A 19,310-nucleotide genomic window follows, 5' to 3' on the forward strand; every position below is an offset into this window, starting at 1 on the left:
TGTCATGAGCAGCACCGATCATTCCATTCCCGACAGCATTTTCGAGCAGGCTTCCGACTGGCTGTTCCGTATCCAGGATGCCGATGGAGACGAGGGAACAAAAGCCGCGTTGCAGGTCTGGTTGGCGGCCGATCCTCGTCATCAGGTCGCATGGCGTCTGGCCTGCCAAGCCTGGAAAGCGGTCGAGACCATCTCCCCGGATGTCGCCGCCTCCCCCCGATGTCCCAGGCGGCTGCGTTATGCCGCTTTGGCTCTCGCTGCCTGTCTGGCGGCGGTCGCGCTGCTCCCATCCCTATATCTTCGATTGCGGTCGGATCTCGTGACCATGGCGGGGCAGAGCGAACAAGTGCGATTCGATGACGGCTCTCGTGTCGTTCTGGGAGGAGACAGTGCGGTCAGTCACCAGTTTTCCGCCAATGATCGTTCTGTTTCGCTGTTGCGCGGAGAAGCCTTTTTCGAGGTAACGCCGGATCGAACCCGTCCGTTCGTGGTTCGCGGGGATGGGGTGACGGTGACCGTTACCGGAACCGCTTTTGGGGTGGATTTAGGGAAAGAAACGACATCGGTCGCGGTGGCCCAAGGATCTGTGATCGTCGGTTACCACGGGGAGGAAATCCGGCTGGTTCCCGGTCAGAAAGTTGCAATCGATCTGGTGTCAGGGGAGGTTCGGCATCGCCCGATCGATCCCGCCGACGTGGCGGCGTGGCGGCGGGGCCGTCTGGTCGTCGGCGATCAGACATTGTCGGCCGTGGTCGATTCGATCCGTCGCCACTATTCCGGCTTCATTCTCCTCACCGATTCCGCTCTGGGCGGTCATCGCGTCACCGGCATCTACGATCTTGGCAATCCCGAGCGGGCGTTGCGTGCCCTGGTCAGTCCCTATGGCGGCACCGTCCGGCGGCTGACTCCTTATCTGCTGATGGTGTCTGCCTCCTGAAATAATTTTCTCTGCCATGAAACGAAAGCGGCCTCAGCTTCGTCACCTCCTCGAACAATGCGATTGCTTCGCACTATCGACTGCGGCAGGAGAGGGGACCGAGCGTGGTTCAGGTGATTCAGGGAATGTTTCGGGGCATGTTAATGGCCAGTACGGCGCTGGCGGTCCTGAATGTTAGCGCCGCATACGCGGCGGAGGCGGGGGGACGGCAGCAGATCGCCCAGGCGAGCGAGAGTGTGGATTTCAATATCGCAGCCCAGTCCCTTGACGCCGCCGTGATGGCTTTTGGCCGCCAGTCCGGCTGGCAAATATCGGTCGATCAGGCCACTTTGGCCGGGCGTTCCAGTCCCGGCGTGTCCGGGCGCATGACGGCCAAGCAAGCGTTGGTCCGGTTGTTGAGCGGGACGGGCGTGGTCTGGCGGATGACCGACAGCCGGACGGCGGTGCTGGAGAGCACGTCCTCTGACGGAGCCATGACCTTGGACCCGGTGACGGTGGAAGGCGCGACCCAGACGGCCGAAAATGCGTATGGTCCGATTCAGGGCTATGTCGCCAAACGCACGGCCACCGCCACCAAGACCGACACGCCCATTCTCGAAACGCCACAGAGCATCAGCGTGATTGGCGCGGAAGAGATGCGGACGCGCAATGTCCAGACCTTGGAAGACGCCATCAAATACACTCCGGGCGTCAATCTGAGCTATGGAGCGACCGGCGATACGCGAAGCTCCTGGTACAGCATGAGGGGCTTCCCCGTCACCACCACGTTCTACCGCGACGGCATGAAAGTCAGCGGTCAAAGCTGGCAGAAAATCGACTCAGCCCTGCTGGAGCGTGTCGAGGTCCTGCGCGGTCCCGCCTCGGTTCTTTATGGGCAGAACGAACCCGGCGGCCTCGTCAATGCCGTCAGCAAGCGTCCGCAGGAAACCCAGGCGGGCGAAGCGTCGGTCGAATACGGCTCTTTCGATTGGAAGCGGGCCGATGCCGATATCACTGGGCCGTTGGACGCGAAGAAGCAGTGGCTGTATCGGCTCAACGCGGCGATGCAGGATAGCGACGGCTTGAATGGGATCGATCACGACCGGAACGACCGCAAGCTGTTCGCGCCCTCGTTGACCTGGAAGCCGGTGGAGGGCAGCTTCGTCACCCTGTCCGCCGTCTATCAGGAAGACGACAGTCGGGGGTGGTGGCCGCGCATGAGCTATCGCACGGCGGCGGGACGGTCCAATCCGTCCACCTATCTGGGCGAACCGGATTACGACAGCTATCACCAGGAACAAAAACATCTGACCGTTCAGGCTGAACACGCGGTCGATGAGACGCTTAAGTTCAGCGTGGCCGCACGCTATTCCAACCTCGAACTGGATTATCGCCAGACATGGCCCGGCAGCGTTCAGGCCGATGGCAAGACGATCAGTCGCGGCAATTATGCCTATAAACAGGATGCTAACGTTTATACGCTGGATACCCGTGTCGAGAAGAAGCTGTCTCTATTTTCGACCAAGCATACCCTGTTGGGGGGTGTCGATTACCTGTATCAGGATCGGGACGAACTATTCGGCTCGGCGAGCGACAATGGAATCAGCCTGTTCAATCCGGTCTACGGCAATCACAGCGTGGCGACCGCGAACTCTTTCAGTAAAGGCGATATCCGCTCGCCCGGTCTTTATGCCCAGGATCAGATCGAGGTCGGAGAGAAATGGGTGTTCCAGATCGGCGGACGCCAGGATCTGGCTGGAACCTCCGGCGGCAGTGGCTACCAGGACACGTTCACCGGCCGGTTGGGCGTGGCTTATAAGACGGGGTTTGGGCTGGTGCCTTATGCCAGTTACGCCGAATCCTTCGAGCCGCAATCCGGCAGTGGCTGGGGTGGCGCAAAATTCGAACCCACCACCGGACGCCAGTACGAGATCGGTGTGAAGTACGAGCCGCCGGGCACGAATCTTATGGCAACCGTGGCGCTGTTCGATCTGGTTAAGCAGAATGTTCTGACCCAGGACCCGGATGCGAGCCACTTCTGCAACGGCAGCCGATGCGATGTGCAAACTGGTGAAGTGACCTCGCGCGGGGTTGAGGTCGGCTTGACCATGGGGTTGGCCGATGGGCTGAAGGCCATCGCCTCTTACAGCTATAATCCGGTTGAGATCACCAAAAGCACCGTTCCCGGTGCAGTCGGACGTCAGCAGGCCGATACCCCCATTCATACCGCGTCGTTGTGGACGGATTACACGGTCCAGGAGGGGCATCTTGCCGGTTTGGGATTTGGTGGTGGCCTACGCTTTGTCGGCCGGACCACAAGTTCGGCAGGAGACATGTCAACCGCGCCGCAGCTTATCGACGAAGCCATGGTTCGCTATGACGTCGAGGATTGGCGCGTATCGATGAATGTAAAGAACTTGTTTGACAGGCAGGTTGAATATAGTTGCAGCAAAGATACTAACGGAGAGAGTTGTTATCTGAACGAGCCGTTAACCGTCACTGCCCGGTTGGCGCGGAAATTCTGATGCAGATGCCGGGGTGGCGATGTCACCCCGGACTTTTCGTGTGGAAAATCAACATGACCGAATTTAAGCTCAGGGTAATTCCATGAGCGATGCCAAATCGCGGACACGCCTGTGGTTCCTGTGGCATTCCTGGTTGGCGATGCCGATCTGGGCGTTTCTATTTTTCGTCTGTCTGACCGGGTCGATCGCCGTGTTCAGTCACGAGATCATGTGGTTGTTCAATCCGGCCATGCGGGCCAGCGGCGACGGCCCGGCAATGCCGGTCAAGGCACTGGTGGCGGCAGCCGAGGCGGCGGTGCCGGATGGGCGGGTCAGCTCGGTATCCTGGGGAGGCTCCCATATCGCGGTCGAAATCCGTATGGACGTTCCCGATGGGACCTCTGTTTCCGCCTGGGTCGATCCTGTCCGTGGCGTGGTGCAAGGGATCTCTTCCGGTGCGTCGTTCCAGAGATTCTTCCGCGCCTTGCATGGCTGGTTGCTGATCTATCCGATCGGCTGGTACGCGGTATCGTTGCTCGGCATTCCCCTGCTGGGGGCGCTGATCACCGGGTTGGTGGTGTATAAGCGTTTCTGGCGTTCGTTTTACCGTCCCCGTATCCGTTTCAGCCAAGGCGCTCGGGTGATGTGGGGCGATCTGCACCGTGTTGGCGGCACGTGGTCGATCTGGTTCCTGGCTCTGATGTCGGTCACCGGTCTGTGGTTCCTTGTCACTGTGGTGCTGTGGGATCTTGGCATGCCGCTGGGTGGAGGAAAGCCGCCGGTACTGGTCGCGCGCGCCGATCTGCCGGTGGTCGAGACCGCACCTCGCTCCGACCTCGACGCCATCCTGGCGGCCGCGTTCGCTGCCGTGCCCGACATGCGGCTGCGCCGGGTGATTTTGCCTGCCGTCGCCTTTGTTCCGGCAGAGGTCAGCGGATCAAGCGGCCAAGCGCCGCTGCTGCCCGATACGATCCAGGTCAATCCTCTGACCTATCAGGTGATGGACGTTTCCGGTGGTTTTGACCGTTCGCCGGTACACCTGACCAGTATCGTTATGCGAGCCCTGCACACTGGCGATTTTGGCGGTCTGCCGGTCAAGCTGGTGTGGTTCGCCTTCGGCTTGCTGCTGACCCTGCTGGTGTTCAGCGGCATGATGATCTGGACCAAGCGCACGCTTCGGGCCACTGCCGAATGGCGGCGGACGCGGGCCGCCAAGGAAACGTCTCATGCGTAACCTCTGGCTCCGTGGCAAGTTCCATCTCAGCGCTCTGGTTATACTGGTGCCGCTTCCGTTCTTGCCCGCGTATTTCGCGGACAAACCTTTGCCGCATGTCGCGGAGATTCACCGTCAGGTGGTCGCCGGTCCATTCTCTTTGGGGCTGGTTACCGAGGATCAGCCGCCTGATCGAGGCGCCTGGGGGGAGCGTATCAAGGAATACACCGTGACGTTTCGTCCCGGCGACATGGATACCATCCGTGGCGTGTTCTTGCGCGTGGGCAAGCCGCGCAGTCTTCGCACCCTGGGTGCCCTGGCCGAAGGCGGCGCCTACGAACAGCATGCCGACGTCATGCTGCCGGATGAACTGTCCGGTTCCGAGGATCTGTGGCTGACGGTCGAGACATGGAATGGAACGCTGCATCAGGCCGTCGTTCCGTTAAGGGAAATTTTGGGAGGCTCCGGCAAATGATCTGCCGTGTCTTGTTGCTGACAGTCGCCGTCTTTCTGTTCGCACCCGCCGCCGAGGCGCATTATCCCGTTTGCAAATGCAGAATGATCGATGCCGGTATCGTGAAATGTACCGGTGGTTTTTCTGACGGGTCCAAGGCACCCGGTGTCGTGTTGGACGTGATTTCCTATGACGAGCAGGTGCTGGTCAAGGGCCGGTTAGGCTCGGATTCAACCCTGTCTTTTCCGCGTCCCGACCAGGATTTCTATGTCTTGTTCGATGCGGGGCCAGGTCAGACCGTCGAGATCGAACACGACTCGATCAAGTAGGCCGCGCCAGTGCCGATATGGGCCGCAGCCCTTAACGGACACCGACGTCACGATGTCGAACCCATTGGTGAAGCGCAAAACCGCCGAAGACACTATCGCGCTGAACTGGGCGTTGGCCCCGACCGATATGAAGTGGATGGATGTCCACGCCACCTTGCACCAGACCAATCTTTCCATCGAGGAAGACCGCAAGAGCGCGTATCGCCGCGACCAGACCAAACTTCAAACCCAGGGGTTGGTCATGCCCTGACATAAGGAGGAGCAAATATGAGCTGCCTCCTGGGGAACGCTGATCGTCAGCGAATTCGCTGCGATATCCTGTTGTTGAATCGTCGGGACATCATTATCGAACACGATGGCTCTGATTATGTTCTCAGGGTTACCAGGCAGAACAAGCTAATCCTTACAAAATAAGTCTGTGTGTTCTTGATGTTGTTTCATCCCCGCTGGCTAAGGACCTGGGTAATCGTGTCCTTGAGAGCGGGGATGAGCACCGGCTTTGCCAGAAAGGCATCGACGCCGATCTCTTGGGCGAGAGCTTGAGTGGCTTCATCGGTGTGGGCGGTCAGCAGGATCACCGGAATCGTCGCGTTCTCTGTCTGGGTGCGCAGTGCACGGACAAAGCCGAACCCGTCAAGCGGACGCATCCGCACGTCGCAGATCACCAGATCCGGGCGGTCGCGGTTGGTGGCGTCGAGGCCCGAGATCCCATCGCGGGCTTCGAGCACGGTGGCAATGCCGATCTGGCCCAGCATCTTGCGGAGGATGGCGCGGATAAAGTCCTGATCGTCGATGATCAGAATCTTCAGACGATCGAGGGCGATGGCGGCTGACACCACGATTTCCTCACGGCGATTGAGCGGGCGACCAAGCAAACCGGAGGGGTTGCGCCCGACCTGTCTCGGTATGGACGGAAACAGGTCGGACGGAAGCCCTAGCAGGTGGTCAGCAATTGACCGCCCGTGCCGTCACGTCGGCATTGCCGCGCTGCGACGCCTGTCGTCCCGCCTCGAACGCGCGTTGGTTGACTTCGACCATCGCGGGCTTGCGCTCACGGAAGCGGCCGACGATCTGTTCTTCCAACTCGGTGGCGGGGAAGGGCAGGTGGTCGGCGATCGCTCCCAGCATGATCGTGTTGACCAGCCGCAGATTGCCCAGATCGCGGGCGATGGTTCCTGCATCGACCTCGATCACCGGAACCCCGGCGGCGCGCATTTGCGCCACCGGATCGGCCGGATACTTGTACAGCCCGGACGATACGATCGGCGGGGCAAGTCGGATGGTGTTGACCATTGCGGTGCCGCCGGGTCGGAGATGGTCGGCCCAGCGCGAGCCTTCGGCCACTTCGAACGCCACCAACAGATCGGCGGTGCCCGGAGTGATGACCGGCGACCACACCTTGCGGCCGAACCGGACGTGGCTGGTGACGACGCCGCCCCGCTGGGCCATGCCGGCGATTTCGGATTTCTTGCAGTCGAATCCCTGGGCCATCGCCGCCTGAGCCAAAATCTCGGCGGCGGTCATCACGCCCTGGCCACCGATGCCGCAGATCAGAATATTAGTGATCACGTCATTCATGCCTGAAGCGCCCTTATTGCTGCGCGACCGCGGTCGGTTGAGCCGGCACAATCGCCTTTGGCCCGCACGACTCGACGCACATCCGGCAACCGGTGCACATCGCGGTATCGATGGTGGTGAATTTCAGCTCGTGGCTGGTGCCGTCGGCGCGGTTCCGGGTCTCGGTACGCTTGACCGTGATCGCCGGACAGCCGACCTTAATACAGTTGCCGCAGCCGGTGCAGGTCTCGTCGATGACCCGGAACGGCGGCTGGCGATCATAGAATTCCGACAGCACGCAGGGGCGGGTGGTGATGATAACCGACGGGGCCGTAACGGCGATCTCTTCCTTGATGGTTTTGAACACCACCGGCAGAAGATAGGGATCGACGGTGCGGATGCGTTCGGGCGCGACGCCCAAAGCCTCGACCAGCTTGGCGAAATCGATCCTGGGCGCGTCCTCGCCGGTGAGGCTTTTGCCGGTTCCGGGGTGGTTCTGGCCGCCGGTCATTCCCGTGGTGCGGTTGTCGAGGATGATCGTGGTGACGTTGCCACGGTTATAGACGATATCCAGCAGGCCCTGCATGCCCATGTGCAGGAAGGTCGAATCGCCGATCACCGCGACCACGCCCTTGTCCTTGGTTTCCGCAGAACGGGCTTTGTCCATGCCGAGGGCAATGCCCATCGACGCGCCCATCGAGATCGTGGTGTCGAGCGCGTTCCACGGATGCCCGGCCCCCAGGGTGTAACAGCCGATATCGCCTGAAATCTGCACCTGCTTACGCAGCCGCGACAGCGAGTAGTAGACGCCCATGTGCGGACAGGCCGGGCACATCGTCGGCGGGCGGGGGAACGGATCGATCTTCGGATAGACGCTGCCCTTGGGCAGCGGCTCGCCGACCAGTCCGTTGATCGCGGGCACCAGCACGTTGGGAGTCAGCTCGCCCAGGCGGGGCAGCAGATCCTTGCCATGGATGCGCGACAGACCGGCGGCCTTCAGATCGTTTTCCATCAGCGGTTCGGTTTCTTCGACCACCACCAGATGAGCAACGCCCGAGGCCATCTTTTCCACCAGACCAACAGGTACCGGATAGGTGAAGCCAAGCTTCAGGATCGGAGAGTCGGGAAAACACTCGCGGACATGCATATAAGCCGGCCCCGAGGTGACGAAGCCGATGCGGCGGTCTTTGCCGTCTTCCAGCCGGTTCAGCGGCGAGGATTCGGCCAAGGCCAACAGCTTGGTCTCGCGGGCGATCTGGGCGGGGATCTGCCCCTTGGCGTTGGCCGGGGTCATCACCCAGCGGCGCGGATCGGACGCGAACCCGGTGATGTCGTGGACCACCCGTTCGCCGATCTCAACCACCGCCTTGACATGACAGACGCGCGTGGTCAGACGCAGCAGGACGGGGGTATTGCACGCCTCGGACAATTCGAAGGCGTACTTGACCATCTCATAGGCTTCTTGGGAATCCGCAGGCTCTAGAATCGGCAGATGAGCGAAGCGGCCCCAATAGCGGGAATCCTGCTCGTTCTGCGACGAACTCATTCCCACATCGTCGGCCACGGCGATCACCAGACCGCCGACCACGCCGGCGACAGTGATCGTCATCAGCGCATCCGACGCGACGTTCAGGCCGACATGTTTCATGGCGCAGAACGACCGCGCCCCGGACATCGAGCCGCCGATCGCGACTTCCAGCGCGACTTTCTCGTTGACCGACCATTCGGCGTAGAGGTCGGGGTAAAGCGCCAGACTTTCAAGAATTTCGGTCGAGGGGGTACCAGGATAAGCGGAAGCGATCTTTGCTCCAGCTTCCCAGACGCCTCGGGCGATGGCGTCGTTCCCCGACAAAAGAAGGCGGGTGTGCGGCTGTGCCTGGACGGCGGCGGACATGCAGAAAGCTCCTTCGAGACGTCCCCTAGAAGTCCGGATCGGGCGATGGCCGGAGCCGGGAGGGTTCGGAGCCTACACCGGCGCTCTTATAACCGGAAGCGGAATGAGCGCCGGGTGTCATCGCGTTCAACTCGCCTCGGGCGGGCCGTTCTGAAGGTCGAGCACCAGTTCGATGACTTCATGCTCCCCGGACGGGTGGGGTCGGAATCCTGCGCGGCGGGCCAGACGCAGCATCGCCATATTCTCACTCATGATCTGAGCGAAGATCTGGCCGGTCCCCCGGACCCGCTGATAGCGGATGATCTTATCGAGCAAGGTATGGCCCAGCCCGGTGCCTTTCAGATCCGACCGCACCAGAATGCCTAGTTCGGCGCGTTGGTTGTCGGGATCGACCACCGTGCGCACCACCCCAAGGGTTTCCTGATTTCCCTCGGCATCGTAGCGGGTGGCGATAAAGGCCATCTCGCGTTCGTAATCGATCTGAGTCATCCGGGCCAACTGGAAATGCTGGACCTCGCGCACCAGCCCGAAGAAGCGCATTCGCAAATCTTGTGGCGTCATCTTCGCGATCAGATCGGCATGGGCCGGTTCGTCCTCGGGGCGGATCGGCCGCAATTGGATCGGGGTTCCATCCTTCATCGTCGCGTTTTCTTCCAACTCGGCCGGGTAGGGCAGAATGGCGAAACGGCGGCGGTCGCTGTCTTCCCACGACCGGACCCGAACCCGCGCGTCCAGAGCCACCACGCCTTCATCGTCGGCGAAGAGCGGGTTGATGTCGCAGGCAACGATTTCGGGATTGTCGGCCAGCATCCGCGACAGCCGCACCAGAACCTCGGCGACAGCATCGCGGTCGGCGGCGGGGCGGGTCTCGCTGGCCTTCAGCAACCGGGCGATGCGGGTTCGTCCGATCATGCTGCGGGCGAGCGGCAGGTTCAGCGGCGGCAGGCCAACCGTATGGTCGCGCGGGACTTCGACGGCGCGTCCCCCCTCGCCGAACACGATCACGGGTCCGAACAGTGGGTCGCAGGCAATTCCGGCGATCAGCAGTCGGGCCTCGGGGCGATACAGCGAGCGCTGGACGGTAAAGCCGGCGTTGTTGGCTTCGGGATTGTCGGCGGCAACGCGGCGGCGAATGCCCAACGCGGCGGTTCGGACCGCCTCGGCGGTATCCAGCCCCAGGGCGATGGCTCCGGCCTCGGTCTTGCGGGCAAGGTCCGGTCGATCAAGCGTCAGCGAGACCGGAAAGCCCAACCGTTCGGCGGCAGCGGCTGCCTCTTCGGGGGAGGCGGCGCGCTCTGCCGCCTGGATCGGAATGCCATAGGCGGCAAGCAGGGCGCGAGCCTCGGAATCGATCAGCATCCCCTCGGGGGCTAACAGACCGCGTTCAACGATCGGACGGGCGAGAACCCGCGCCTCGGCAAACCCCTCCCATTGCGATGGCGGCGTTTCCATCAGCATCGTCTGGTTCCGGCGGTAATGGACCAGATGGCGGAAGGCTCGGACTGCCTGTCCAGGGGTGGCATAAGTCGGTAACCCGGCTTCGGCGAACAGTCGCCGCGCTGGGGCTACGGCTTCTTCGCCAACCCAGGCGGTCAGCACCGCACCATGCTGACGCTTTTGCGTCTCGATCACTGCCTGGGCGGCGGCGACAGGGTCGGCCATCGCGTTGGGGGCGTGCACGACCAGAACCGCGTTGATTTCCTCGGCTTCGGTCAAGGTTCGCACCGCCTCGCCATAGCGCTTGGCGTCGGCATCAAGACCAAGATCAAGCGGATTGCCTATCGGTGTTCCCGCAGGCAGCAGCGTGGTGAGCTTCTGACGAGTCTGGTCCGACAGTACGGCAAGTCGAGGGCCGCCCGGTTCGTCCATCTCGGCCTGGGCCATCATCGCCATGCCGCCGCCGTTTGACACGACCGCCAGCCGGTTGCCGGGAACGGCCCGCGCCCGCGCCAGGGTCTCGACCGCGCCGAACAATTCATCGACATCGCCGACCCGCAGTGCGCCAGAACGGCGGACTGTCGCATCGAAGCATTCCTCGGGGGTGGCCAGAGCCTCGGACAAAAACGCGCCGGGGCGGCGGATCTCAAGATGATCCGGCACCCGCACCAGCAATAGCGGCTTGTTGCGGGCGGCGGCGCGGGCGGCGGCGACCAGATCGCCCCGGCGTCGGATTTGCTCGATATAAAGCAGAATCGCGCGGGTTTGGTCGTCGTTGGCGAGGTAATCGAGCACGTCGGCAAAATCGATATCGTCGCCGTTGCCCAGGCTGATGAAATGGGAAAAGCCGATTCCGTGCGGACGCGCCCAATCCAGCACCGCACCGCACAGCTCGCCCGATTGCGAGACCAGCGCCACTTTGCCCGGCAGCGCCTGAAGGTGCGAGAAGCTGGCCATCAATCCGATGCGCGGCACCAGAACTCCCAGGCTGCCGGTGCCGAGAATCCGGACTCCGTGTTGGCGGGCGGCGGCCAGCATCGCCGGACGATCAACGTCGGTGGCGATGACCACGGCGGCGCGGGTGCCGATCCGCCCCAATTGTCCGACCAATTCGGGCACGCTGGCGCCCGGAGTGCACAGCACCGCCAGATCGGGGACGATGGGCAAGGCTTCGACCCGAGGATAGGCCAGGACTCCGGCCACCGCCTGCTGATGGGGATTGACCGGCATGATCGGCCCTTTGAACCCGCCGGTCAGCAAGTTGCGCATAACAACCGCTCCGGCCGACAGGGGGCGGTCGGAGGCCCCGATCACCGCCACCGAGGAGGGCTCGAACAGGTGGGACAAATTGCGTATGCTCATGTCCTGAAAACCCTTTTCTTCCGGCCTTCACGCCCGCGCCGCCATCGTCTATGGTGCTGCTCGGGCCGTCCGTCCCAGTCTGCTAGATGGTGTTCTAATGCGCAATGTGGCTGTCCTTGCTCTGGCCTTTTCCCTACTTCCCTTCGCCGCTATGGCGGAAGACGGGGGTGGGCCAGTGCTGTCTCAGCCTCTGACTGTTCCGGCCGCTGCGCCGCCGTCCGAGGGCAATAGCACTGTGATTCCGCCGATGGTGCGCCCCGTCTCGCCGCAACCCGCCGCCGTGCCATCGGCCCCGATCCCGCAGCCGACACCGCAGTCGGTCAAGCCGCTTCCTGCCGCTTCGTCCGCTCCGCTTGAGTCGCCGCCTGAGCCGGTTGTCGTTGCCGCCGCCGACGTTGCGTCTCCGCTGGCGGCGTGGGTTCAGGCTCTGATGCTGCTTGTTGGCGCGGTGATTGCCGGTTTGATCGGAATGGCGGTTGCGGTGACGCTTCAAGGCCGCGACCTGTCCCGCCGCCGCCGCGCCATTGCTGCGACCCTGGCAATCGAACTTGAGGCGCGGCGTCAGGCTTTCGCGGCGGTGCCGTCGCCGCCGAATGCAGACGCCGGGGTGTCGTTCGTTTCTGCGGTTGCGGCGCTGGCTGATTTCGATTGCGGCTGGCGGTCGGCCCAAGGCTCGCTCTATCTGCTGCCCGACAAGTTGGCCGGCCATCTGTCGGTGCATTACGGCGCGGTCCATCATGTCGCCGCTTTTGTTAAGGGACAATCCTTCGCCGCAGCCCTCAGGATGCTCCAGGCCAACCGTATCGGCGGTCACCCCTGCCCCGACGCAGGGGCAATGCGCGAGGCTCACGTCGAACTGGCGGCCGCCTTCCGAGGTGTCGATAAGCTGTTGCTGGGGCTGAAGGGACTCGGCTGAGGCTTAATAAAAGTCGCTTGCACCACCGGGAGCCGGTCTTCCCGGTTGGTGCTTGGCGCGTGCGCCCCATGTGCGGATGCAGCCGCCCGGCGAGGGGCAGTTCATTATTTACAGACGAAAAAATTGTCGGCGTTGTGCAGTTTCCGGTTGCGTTCCTGGTTCCAGCCCAAGGTAAGCTCGACGTCGGCCTTGGTATAACCGTTCGGGCAGACCCGCAACGCTGCATCCTGGCAGCTTTCGAACAGGTTCATCCCGTCCCGGCAATTGACGTGATAAAGCGTAGTGCCGTCACTATGCTCGAAGCGAGTGATCTCGGCACAAGCCGACAGTCCGGCCACCGCCGTCAGGGCAAACAAGGCGGCGGCCCAGCGGCGGGGCAGGGCATATCCGGCACGAGTCATGAAGAGGTCTCCGCCAAGGTCGGGCGTGCGTCGTCGTCGATCACGATTGCCTGTTTAGCACGGGGGCGGCAGGTCCGAAAGATCAAGACGCCGCCGCCCTCGCGTGGGGTTACACCCGGACCAGATGAACCTCGGTGATCGGCTTCTTGCCGTGACTGTCGCGCAACGACCGCCGGACACCCAGCCGCGCCGCCTCGCGCACCACCGCATCGTCACGGCGGGCCTTGACTGGTAAGGCTTCGATTCCGGCGATCACCGCTTCGATTACGGCAGCGTGTTCTTCGGCTTCGTGGGCCGCGTCAAGCAGACCGAGCGCGGTGAGTTGAGGATCGCCCAGCAAACGACCTGTCTTGTCGATCACCACCGTCACCACCGCCGATCCGTTGAATACCATCCGGCGGCGATTGCGCAGAATCTCCGAATCGAGCGACACCAGACGCGGCCCGTCCAGGCACAGACGGCCGGTTGGAATGTTGTCGATCACTTCGGCTGGTCCGGGAGCCAATCGCAACAGCGCGCCGTCGGACAGCTCGACGGTCTGCTCCGCTCCCATTTCGAGTGCCAGACGGGCGTGTTCCTGCTGATGGCGGGCTTCGCCATGAACGGGAACCGCGATGCGCGGCCGCAACAGCCGGTACATCTCTTCGACTTCCTCGCGGCCGGGATGGCCCGAGACGTGCACAAAGGCTTCCTTGTCCGTCACCACCTCGACACCCAGACGGATCAGGTCGTTCTGGAGTCGGAAAATTCCCTTCTCGTTGCCGGGGATGATTCTTGACGAGAAGATCGCGACATCGCCTTTACCCAGCACGACATGGGGATGGTCCCCGGCGGCGATACGGGCCAGCGCGGCACGCGGTTCTCCCTGGCTGCCGGTACAGAGATAGAGCACCTTATCCTTGGGCAGGTATCCTGCGTCGTGCTCGGTCAGGAACGGCGGCAGATCGGTCAGGTGCCCGGTTTCGCGGGCGGCGCGTTCAATCCGCCACAACGAACGCCCGACCAGGGCAACGTGCCGGTCGTTGGCGGCGGCGGCAATCGCGATGCTTTCCAGCCGGGCAACATTGGTGGCGAAACACGAGACCGCGATCCGCCCGTTATAGCGGCCGAACAGCTCGATCAGGCTACCGCGCACTTCGGATTCCGAGCCGGAATGGCCCTTAGTGAAGACGTTGGTCGAATCGCCGACCAGAGCCAGAACTCCCTCGCGTCCGACACGGCGCAATGCCTCAAAGTCGGTCGGCGGCCCGACGAGGGGATCGGGATCGAACTTCCAATCGCCGGTATGCACCACCGTTCCGGCTGGGGTGGTGATCGCCAGGGATTGCGCTTCGGGGATCGAGTGTGTGACCGGGATCATCTCGACCGCGAACGGCCCGGCGGTAAAACGTCCACCCGGCGGGATCACGGTAATCGGCACGATGTCCTGCAACCCCACCTCGTGCAACTTTCCCTTTAGGATTGCTGCCGCGAATGGGGTGGCGAAGACCGGACAACGCAAGCGTGGCCACAGATATTGAATAGCCCCCAGGTGATCTTCGTGGCCGTGGGTTAGCACCAGCCCGGCCAGGTCCTCACGCCGTTCTTCGATCCAGGTGGGATCGGGCATCACCACATCGACCATCGGCATCGAATCGTCGCCGAATGTGACGCCCAGATCGACCATCAGCCACTGTCCGTCATAGCCGTACAGCGACAGGTTCATGCCGATTTCACCCGCGCCGCCCAGCGGCAGATAATACAGCTCGTTACCTTCGGGGAAGTAGGTCATCGGGCAGCCGGTCTGGCATTACGGCGATGGATCTCCAGCAGGCCCCGCAGGGTCAGATCGGCGTCCAGCGCCCCGATCACCGGCGTGGCGTCAGCGAACAGCGGTGCGAGTCCGCCGGTTGCCACCACCATCATCTCGGTTCCAAACTCGTCCTTAATTCTCCGCACCAATCCCTCAATCAGGCTGACATAGCCCCAAAAAATTCCAGATTGCATTGCCGGCACCGTCGCCTTACCGATGACATTACGGGGCCGTCCGATGGCGACGCGCGGCAGCTTGGCCGCAGCCATGTGCAGCGCCTCAAGCGACAGGTTGATGCCCGGCGCGATCGCTCCGCCGCAATAATTACCAGCGGCGTCGATAACGTCGAAGGTGGTGGCGGTGCCGAAATCGATCACGATCAGCGGCCCATCGTAGCGGCGATGCGCCGCCACCGCGTTGACAAGCCGGTCGGCACCGACTTCCTCGGGACGGTCGAGCAGGATCGCCAGACCGAGATCAACGCCTTCATCGCCGACCACCAACGGCTCGGAGCCGAAATAGCGTCGGCAGAGAGTCTTCAGGTGAAACACCATCGCCGGAACAACACTGGCGATGATCGTTGCGTCGATGTCATGTCGCCGCAAGCCTTCGATCGTCAGCAACTGGGTCAGCCATACGCCCAATTCGTCGGCGGTGCGCTCGGTATTCGTCGAGGTTCGCCACTCGCCGCGCAAACGGTCTCCTTCGAATACCGCGAAAACGATGTTGGTGTTGCCCGAATCGATGGCCAACAACATGATAACAGTCTCCTGGGCTCACGAAGTAGGGAAGAACACGTCTCCCGCCAGAATGCGGCGACACCCGGCCGACCCTTGATCGAGCACAAGCGCGCCATCGTCGTCAAGCGCGGTAAAACAACCGGTCAGTGTCTCTGTCTCCAGCCGGACCACGGCAGTTTCGCCAAAGCCCAGTGCCCGGTCCAGCCATGCCTGACGCACCGGAGCAAATCCCTCTGCTCGCCACGCCGCCAACAACGGCCCGAACCGCCGACAAAATCCGGCCAGAATCGGTTCTGGTCCACCTGTCCAGCCGAGATCGGCCAGCGCCGTCGCCGTCTGCATCACCACCTCGGGCGGCGGTGCCACGGCGATGTTGACGCCGAATCCCAGCACCAGCCAGCCATCGCCACCACTATCCAGCAGCATCCCGGCGATCTTGGCATTTGGCGTCGAACCGTCGGTGACGACCATCACGTCGTTCGGCCATTTGCAGCGAAACGCAGCCGTTGGAACCAGATCAGCCAAAGCACCAGCCAGCGCGGCCGAAGCGGCAAAGCCCAATTCGGCGGATCGCCCGAGCGGGCCGGACTGACGGATCAGCAACGAGGCGTGAAGATTGCCTGCCGGGCTGACCCAGGTACGGCCACGGCGGCCGCGACCGGCTGTCTGAGACTCTGCGGTTACGACCAGAAGATCACGGGCGTCTCCGCGTTCGGCCAGCCTGCGGGCTTCGTCATTGGTGCTTCCGACCTGCTCTAGCGCCAGCAGTCTGAACGGTTCCGGCAGATCGGGGAGGGACGGGCTCATCCGGTGGGAAACAGCGCCGCCGCCGCTGCCTTGGCGCCCGTAACAAGCGGGGCAGGCAGGAAGGTGAAGCCCAGAACGACCATGGTTCCGACGCTCATCGCCACCACCGGAGCCGAACCGATGGGATGGTCGAACGATTCAACCGGCTCGTCGAAATACATCACTTTGACGATACGCAGATAGTAATAGGCCGCAACGACGCTCGTCACGAGGCCAACGACGGCCAGTGGGTACAGTCCGGCCTCGATCGCCGCCATGAAGACGTAGAATTTGCCCCAGAATCCGGCCAATGGCGGGATGCCCGCCATTGAGAACATCAGGACCGCCATGACGAAGGCCATTGCCGGATTCGTCTTCGACAGTCCGGCCAGATCGGCGATCCCCTCGACATGGCGGCCCATCCGTCGCATCGACAGGATGACAGCGAACACCGCGATGTTCATGAACAGGTAGATCGTCAGGTAGATCAGGATGGCCTGAACCCCCAACACCGATCCAGCCGCCAGCCCGACCAGGATGTATCCGGCATGTCCGATCGAACTGTAGGCCATCAGGCGCTTGATGTTGCTTTGGGTCAGGGCGGCAAAAGCACCGACCAGCATCGAAATCACCGCCAGGGCCACCACCACCTGCCGCCACTGATCGGTCATTGCCGCGAACGGTTCGACCATCACGCGGGTCAGCAGACAGAGAGCGGCGATCTTCGGTGCCACCGAGAAGAAGGCGGTAACCGGGGTTGGCGCTCCTTCATAAACGTCGGGCGTCCACATGTGGAAGGGGGCCGCCGACACTTTGAAGGCCAGACCGGCGACGACGAACACCAGCCCGACGACAATCCCCACGGCCGGCGGGCCAGACAGATCCTCGAACGAGCGGGCCAGTCCAAGGAACGAAGTGGTGCCGGAAAAACCGTACAACAGCGAAATGCCATAGAGCAGCAGGCCCGAGGCCAGTGCTCCCAGTACGAAATACTTCACGCCGGCCTCGGCCGCACGGGGACTGTCGCGATGGAATGCGGCCAGCACATAGAGCGGCAGGCTCGACAACTCCAATCCCATATACAACGACATGAAGTCGTTGGCCGAGACCATCACCATCATGCCCAGGGTCGCGAACAGAACCAGCACCGGATATTCAAACCGGGTGGTCTTCTCGCGCTCAAGGAACGGGATCGCCAGGGCAGTGGAGAGGATCGAGCCGAGCAGGATCAGCTGTTTGGCAAACGCGGCGAAGCGGTCAGCGACGAACAGACCGCCGAACCCGGTCTGACGGTCGGGGCCAAGCGCCCAGACCAGCAACATCGCCGTCACCATCGTCATGATGCTGAGGGTCGCAATCGGGCGGGTGGGATCGCCGGAGCGGAACACCCCGATCAGCACCAGGATCAGGCCGCATAACGCCACGAATAATTCGGGCAGCACGGGAAGAATGTCGAGAGTCACGGTCACGTCGCCATCCCCCTAGCGTGTCGCCGCCGCCAAACCGGCCTGAGCCGCCTTGGCGAGTTCGAAATTGTCGATCAGCTTGGCCACGGAGGCGTGCATCGGGTCGAGGAAGGTTGCTGGATGCACACCCATCCATATCACCAAAACCGCCAGCGGGAGAAAGACCAAAATCTCGCGGGCACTGAGGTCGGGCAGCATCTTCAGATCCTCGTGCACCAGCCGGCCAAAGAATACCCGGCGGTACAGATACAGCATGTAGGCGGCTCCCAGAATCACACCGGTCGCGGTCAGAACGGCCACGAGTCGGTCAACCTGGAACACTCCAATCAGGACCAGGAACTCACCGACAAAGCCGGAAGTTCCGGGCAGCCCGATCGACGCCAGGGTGAACAGCATGAAAAAAGCGGCGTAAAGAGGCATTCTCGTCGCCAGACCGCCAAACCGCGCGATCTCGCGCGTGTGGAGGCGATCATAAATCACTCCGACGCCTAGGAACAGCGCCGCCGCGACCACGCCGTGCGACAGCATTTGTATCAGCGCACCCTCGACTCCCTGCGGCGTCATCGCGAACAGGCCCAGCGTGACATAGCCCATGTGGGCAACCGAGCTGTAGGCGATCAGCTTCTTGATATCCTCCTGAACCAGCGCAACCAAAGAGGTGTAGATCACGGCCACAACTGACAAAACCTGGATCAGCGGGGTGAAGAACACCGAGGCATCGGGCAGCATCGGGAGGGAGAAGCGCAGGAAGCCGTAAGCCCCCATCTTCAGCAGCACGCCAGCCAGGATCACCGATCCGGCGGTCGGCGCTTCGACGTGGGCGTCGGGCAACCACGTATGGACCGGCCACATCGGCACCTTGACTGCGAACGAGGCAAAAAAGGCCATCCAGAGCCATTTCTGCATCTCAATCGGGAAGGAATGAGCCATCAGCGAGGGAATGTCGGTGGTCTGCGCCTCGAAATACATCACCAGCATTGCCACCAGCATCAGCACCGAGCCGAGCAGGGTATAGAGGAAGAATTTGAAAGCGGCGTATACGCGCCGCTGTCCGCCCCACACCCCGATGATGATGAACATCGGGATCAGCACGCCTTCGAAGAACAGGTAGAACAGCACCAGATCAAGGGCGCAGAACATCCCCACCATCATGGTCTCAAGGACCAGGAAGCAGACCATGTACTCCTTGACCCGTTCGTGTACCGCCCGATACGTCGAGAGGATGCAGAGTGGGGTCAGGAAGGTGGACAGCAGCACGAACCACAGAGACACCCCATCGATTCCAAGCGAATAGGCGATGGTGGTGCCGGGGAACCAGGCGGCGGTCTCCTTCAACTGGAAATCGGGCGAGGCAGCGTCGAAACGCCCCAGGATGAACAGCGACACCACAAAGGTGGCCAGTGCCGTCAGCAGAGCGACGTTGCGGGCATTGCGCGCCACCACCTCGGTCTCACCCCGGATGGTCAGAATGAACAACGCGCCCAACAAAGGCAGAAACGTCGTTAGCGTGAGAAGCGGCCAGTCGGTCATGGGTCCTCTTCCC

General features: G+C 62.3%; 18 protein-coding genes. 8 read left to right on the top strand and 10 right to left on the bottom strand.

Going from position 1 to position 19,310, the window contains the following annotated elements; all coding sequences use genetic code 11:
* Positions 1-4 precede the first annotated feature (4 nt).
* The 7 genes from PHAMO_RS08385 to hemP all read left to right on the top strand — a co-directional run bounded on the left by PHAMO_RS08385 (position 5) and on the right by hemP (position 5,830).
* Positions 5-937 (top strand): FecR family protein, encoded by a 933-nt coding sequence (locus PHAMO_RS08385; RefSeq protein WP_002728348.1) that lies wholly within the window; start codon positions 5-7, stop codon positions 935-937.
* Between the two features lie 137 nt (positions 938-1,074).
* The gene (locus PHAMO_RS08390) at positions 1,075-3,441 is read left to right on the top strand and encodes a TonB-dependent siderophore receptor (RefSeq protein WP_235720817.1); all 2,367 of its coding nucleotides are present in this window, start codon (positions 1,075-1,077) and stop codon (positions 3,439-3,441) included.
* An 82-nt stretch (positions 3,442-3,523) separates the two neighbouring features.
* Positions 3,524-4,654 (top strand): PepSY-associated TM helix domain-containing protein, encoded by a 1,131-nt coding sequence (locus PHAMO_RS08395; protein ID WP_002728352.1) that lies wholly within the window; start codon positions 3,524-3,526, stop codon positions 4,652-4,654.
* A complete protein-coding gene (locus PHAMO_RS08400; RefSeq protein WP_002728354.1) occupies positions 4,647-5,108 on the top strand; it encodes a hypothetical protein in 462 nt (153 codons plus the stop codon). The genes PHAMO_RS08395 and PHAMO_RS08400 overlap by 8 nt, the downstream gene beginning before the upstream one ends.
* Positions 5,105-5,416: a hypothetical protein gene (locus PHAMO_RS08405; protein WP_040566469.1), complete on the top strand. Its 312-nt coding sequence runs from the start codon at positions 5,105-5,107 to the stop codon at positions 5,414-5,416. The genes PHAMO_RS08400 and PHAMO_RS08405 overlap by 4 nt, the downstream gene beginning before the upstream one ends.
* 67 nt (positions 5,417-5,483) lie before the next feature.
* On the top strand, positions 5,484-5,666 hold the full coding sequence (locus PHAMO_RS08410) for a hypothetical protein (RefSeq protein ID WP_155801619.1): 183 nt from the start codon (positions 5,484-5,486) through the stop codon (positions 5,664-5,666).
* A gap of 17 nt (positions 5,667-5,683) precedes the next feature.
* Positions 5,684-5,830, top strand: a complete 147-nt coding sequence (gene hemP / locus PHAMO_RS18975) for a hemin uptake protein HemP (protein WP_081504491.1) — start codon at positions 5,684-5,686, stop codon at positions 5,828-5,830.
* Between the two features lie 23 nt (positions 5,831-5,853).
* Here hemP and PHAMO_RS08415 read toward each other — a convergent pair whose 3' ends face one another.
* From PHAMO_RS08415 to PHAMO_RS08430, 4 genes are all read right to left on the bottom strand, one after another.
* Positions 5,854-6,252 carry a response regulator gene (locus PHAMO_RS08415; protein ID WP_002728360.1) on the bottom strand — a complete coding sequence of 133 codons (399 nt, stop codon included), beginning with the start codon at positions 6,250-6,252 and terminating at the stop codon, positions 5,854-5,856.
* Between the two features lie 109 nt (positions 6,253-6,361).
* On the bottom strand, positions 6,362-6,994 hold the full coding sequence (locus PHAMO_RS08420; RefSeq protein ID WP_002728362.1) for an indolepyruvate oxidoreductase subunit beta: 633 nt from the start codon (positions 6,992-6,994) through the stop codon (positions 6,362-6,364).
* 13 nt (positions 6,995-7,007) lie between these two features.
* Complete coding sequence (locus PHAMO_RS08425) at positions 7,008-8,867, bottom strand: thiamine pyrophosphate-dependent enzyme (RefSeq protein WP_002728364.1); 1,860 nt, start codon at positions 8,865-8,867, stop codon at positions 7,008-7,010.
* 126 nt (positions 8,868-8,993) lie between these two features.
* Entirely contained in the window at positions 8,994-11,666 is a 2,673-nt protein-coding gene (locus tag PHAMO_RS08430) for a bifunctional acetate--CoA ligase family protein/GNAT family N-acetyltransferase (RefSeq protein ID WP_002728366.1), read from the bottom strand.
* A 97-nt stretch (positions 11,667-11,763) separates the two neighbouring features.
* On the opposite strand from PHAMO_RS08430, the gene PHAMO_RS08435 reads away from it, so the two are divergent.
* Entirely contained in the window at positions 11,764-12,582 is an 819-nt protein-coding gene (locus tag PHAMO_RS08435; protein WP_002728368.1) for a hypothetical protein, read from the top strand.
* 104 nt (positions 12,583-12,686) lie between these two features.
* Here the strand turns inward: PHAMO_RS08435 and PHAMO_RS08440 are convergent, their stop codons facing one another.
* From PHAMO_RS08440 to PHAMO_RS08465, 6 genes are all read right to left on the bottom strand, one after another.
* Positions 12,687-12,983, bottom strand: a complete 297-nt coding sequence (locus tag PHAMO_RS08440; RefSeq protein WP_002728370.1) for a hypothetical protein — start codon at positions 12,981-12,983, stop codon at positions 12,687-12,689.
* Positions 12,984-13,092: 109 nt separating this feature from the next.
* Positions 13,093-14,754 (bottom strand): ribonuclease J, encoded by a 1,662-nt coding sequence (locus tag PHAMO_RS08445; RefSeq protein ID WP_002728371.1) that lies wholly within the window; start codon positions 14,752-14,754, stop codon positions 13,093-13,095.
* A complete protein-coding gene (locus tag PHAMO_RS08450) occupies positions 14,751-15,533 on the bottom strand; it encodes a type III pantothenate kinase (RefSeq protein WP_002728372.1) in 783 nt (260 codons plus the stop codon). Before PHAMO_RS08450 ends, PHAMO_RS08445 begins: the two co-directional genes overlap by 4 nt.
* A gap of 18 nt (positions 15,534-15,551) precedes the next feature.
* Complete coding sequence (locus tag PHAMO_RS08455) at positions 15,552-16,322, bottom strand: biotin--[acetyl-CoA-carboxylase] ligase (protein WP_002728373.1); 771 nt, start codon at positions 16,320-16,322, stop codon at positions 15,552-15,554.
* Entirely contained in the window at positions 16,319-17,770 is a 1,452-nt protein-coding gene (nuoN, locus tag PHAMO_RS08460; protein WP_002728374.1) for an NADH-quinone oxidoreductase subunit NuoN, read from the bottom strand. The genes PHAMO_RS08455 and nuoN overlap by 4 nt, the downstream gene beginning before the upstream one ends.
* Positions 17,771-17,782: 12 nt before the next feature.
* Positions 17,783-19,297, bottom strand: coding sequence for an NADH-quinone oxidoreductase subunit M (locus tag PHAMO_RS08465; RefSeq protein WP_002728376.1), 1,515 nt, complete (start codon positions 19,295-19,297; stop codon positions 17,783-17,785).
* Between the last annotated feature and the right edge of the window lie 13 nt (positions 19,298-19,310).

The sequence above is a fragment of the Magnetospirillum molischianum DSM 120 genome (assembly GCF_000294655.1).
Taxonomy (GTDB): Bacteria; Pseudomonadota; Alphaproteobacteria; order Rhodospirillales; family Magnetospirillaceae; genus Phaeospirillum; species Phaeospirillum molischianum.

Coding starts and splice junctions, on each gene's coding strand:
- PHAMO_RS08455 (WP_002728373.1), bottom strand. CDS start 16,322: ATGAGCCCGTCCCTCCCCGATCTGCCGGAACCGTTCAGACTGCTGGCG.
- PHAMO_RS08400 (WP_002728354.1), top strand. CDS start 4,647: ATGCGTAACCTCTGGCTCCGTGGCAAGTTCCATCTCAGCGCTCTGGTT.
- PHAMO_RS08395 (WP_002728352.1), top strand. CDS start 3,524: ATGAGCGATGCCAAATCGCGGACACGCCTGTGGTTCCTGTGGCATTCC.
- PHAMO_RS08450 (WP_002728372.1), bottom strand. CDS start 15,533: ATGTTGTTGGCCATCGATTCGGGCAACACCAACATCGTTTTCGCGGTA.
- PHAMO_RS08445 (WP_002728371.1), bottom strand. CDS start 14,754: ATGACCTACTTCCCCGAAGGTAACGAGCTGTATTATCTGCCGCTGGGC.
- PHAMO_RS08405 (WP_040566469.1), top strand. CDS start 5,105: ATGATCTGCCGTGTCTTGTTGCTGACAGTCGCCGTCTTTCTGTTCGCA.
- PHAMO_RS08385 (WP_002728348.1), top strand. CDS start 5: ATGAGCAGCACCGATCATTCCATTCCCGACAGCATTTTCGAGCAGGCT.
- PHAMO_RS08425 (WP_002728364.1), bottom strand. CDS start 8,867: ATGTCCGCCGCCGTCCAGGCACAGCCGCACACCCGCCTTCTTTTGTCG.
- PHAMO_RS08435 (WP_002728368.1), top strand. CDS start 11,764: ATGCGCAATGTGGCTGTCCTTGCTCTGGCCTTTTCCCTACTTCCCTTC.
- PHAMO_RS08420 (WP_002728362.1), bottom strand. CDS start 6,994: ATGAATGACGTGATCACTAATATTCTGATCTGCGGCATCGGTGGCCAG.
- PHAMO_RS08465 (WP_002728376.1), bottom strand. CDS start 19,297: ATGACCGACTGGCCGCTTCTCACGCTAACGACGTTTCTGCCTTTGTTG.
- hemP (WP_081504491.1), top strand. CDS start 5,684: ATGAGCTGCCTCCTGGGGAACGCTGATCGTCAGCGAATTCGCTGCGAT.
- PHAMO_RS08440 (WP_002728370.1), bottom strand. CDS start 12,983: ATGACTCGTGCCGGATATGCCCTGCCCCGCCGCTGGGCCGCCGCCTTG.
- PHAMO_RS08390 (WP_235720817.1), top strand. CDS start 1,075: ATGTTAATGGCCAGTACGGCGCTGGCGGTCCTGAATGTTAGCGCCGCA.
- PHAMO_RS08430 (WP_002728366.1), bottom strand. CDS start 11,666: ATGAGCATACGCAATTTGTCCCACCTGTTCGAGCCCTCCTCGGTGGCG.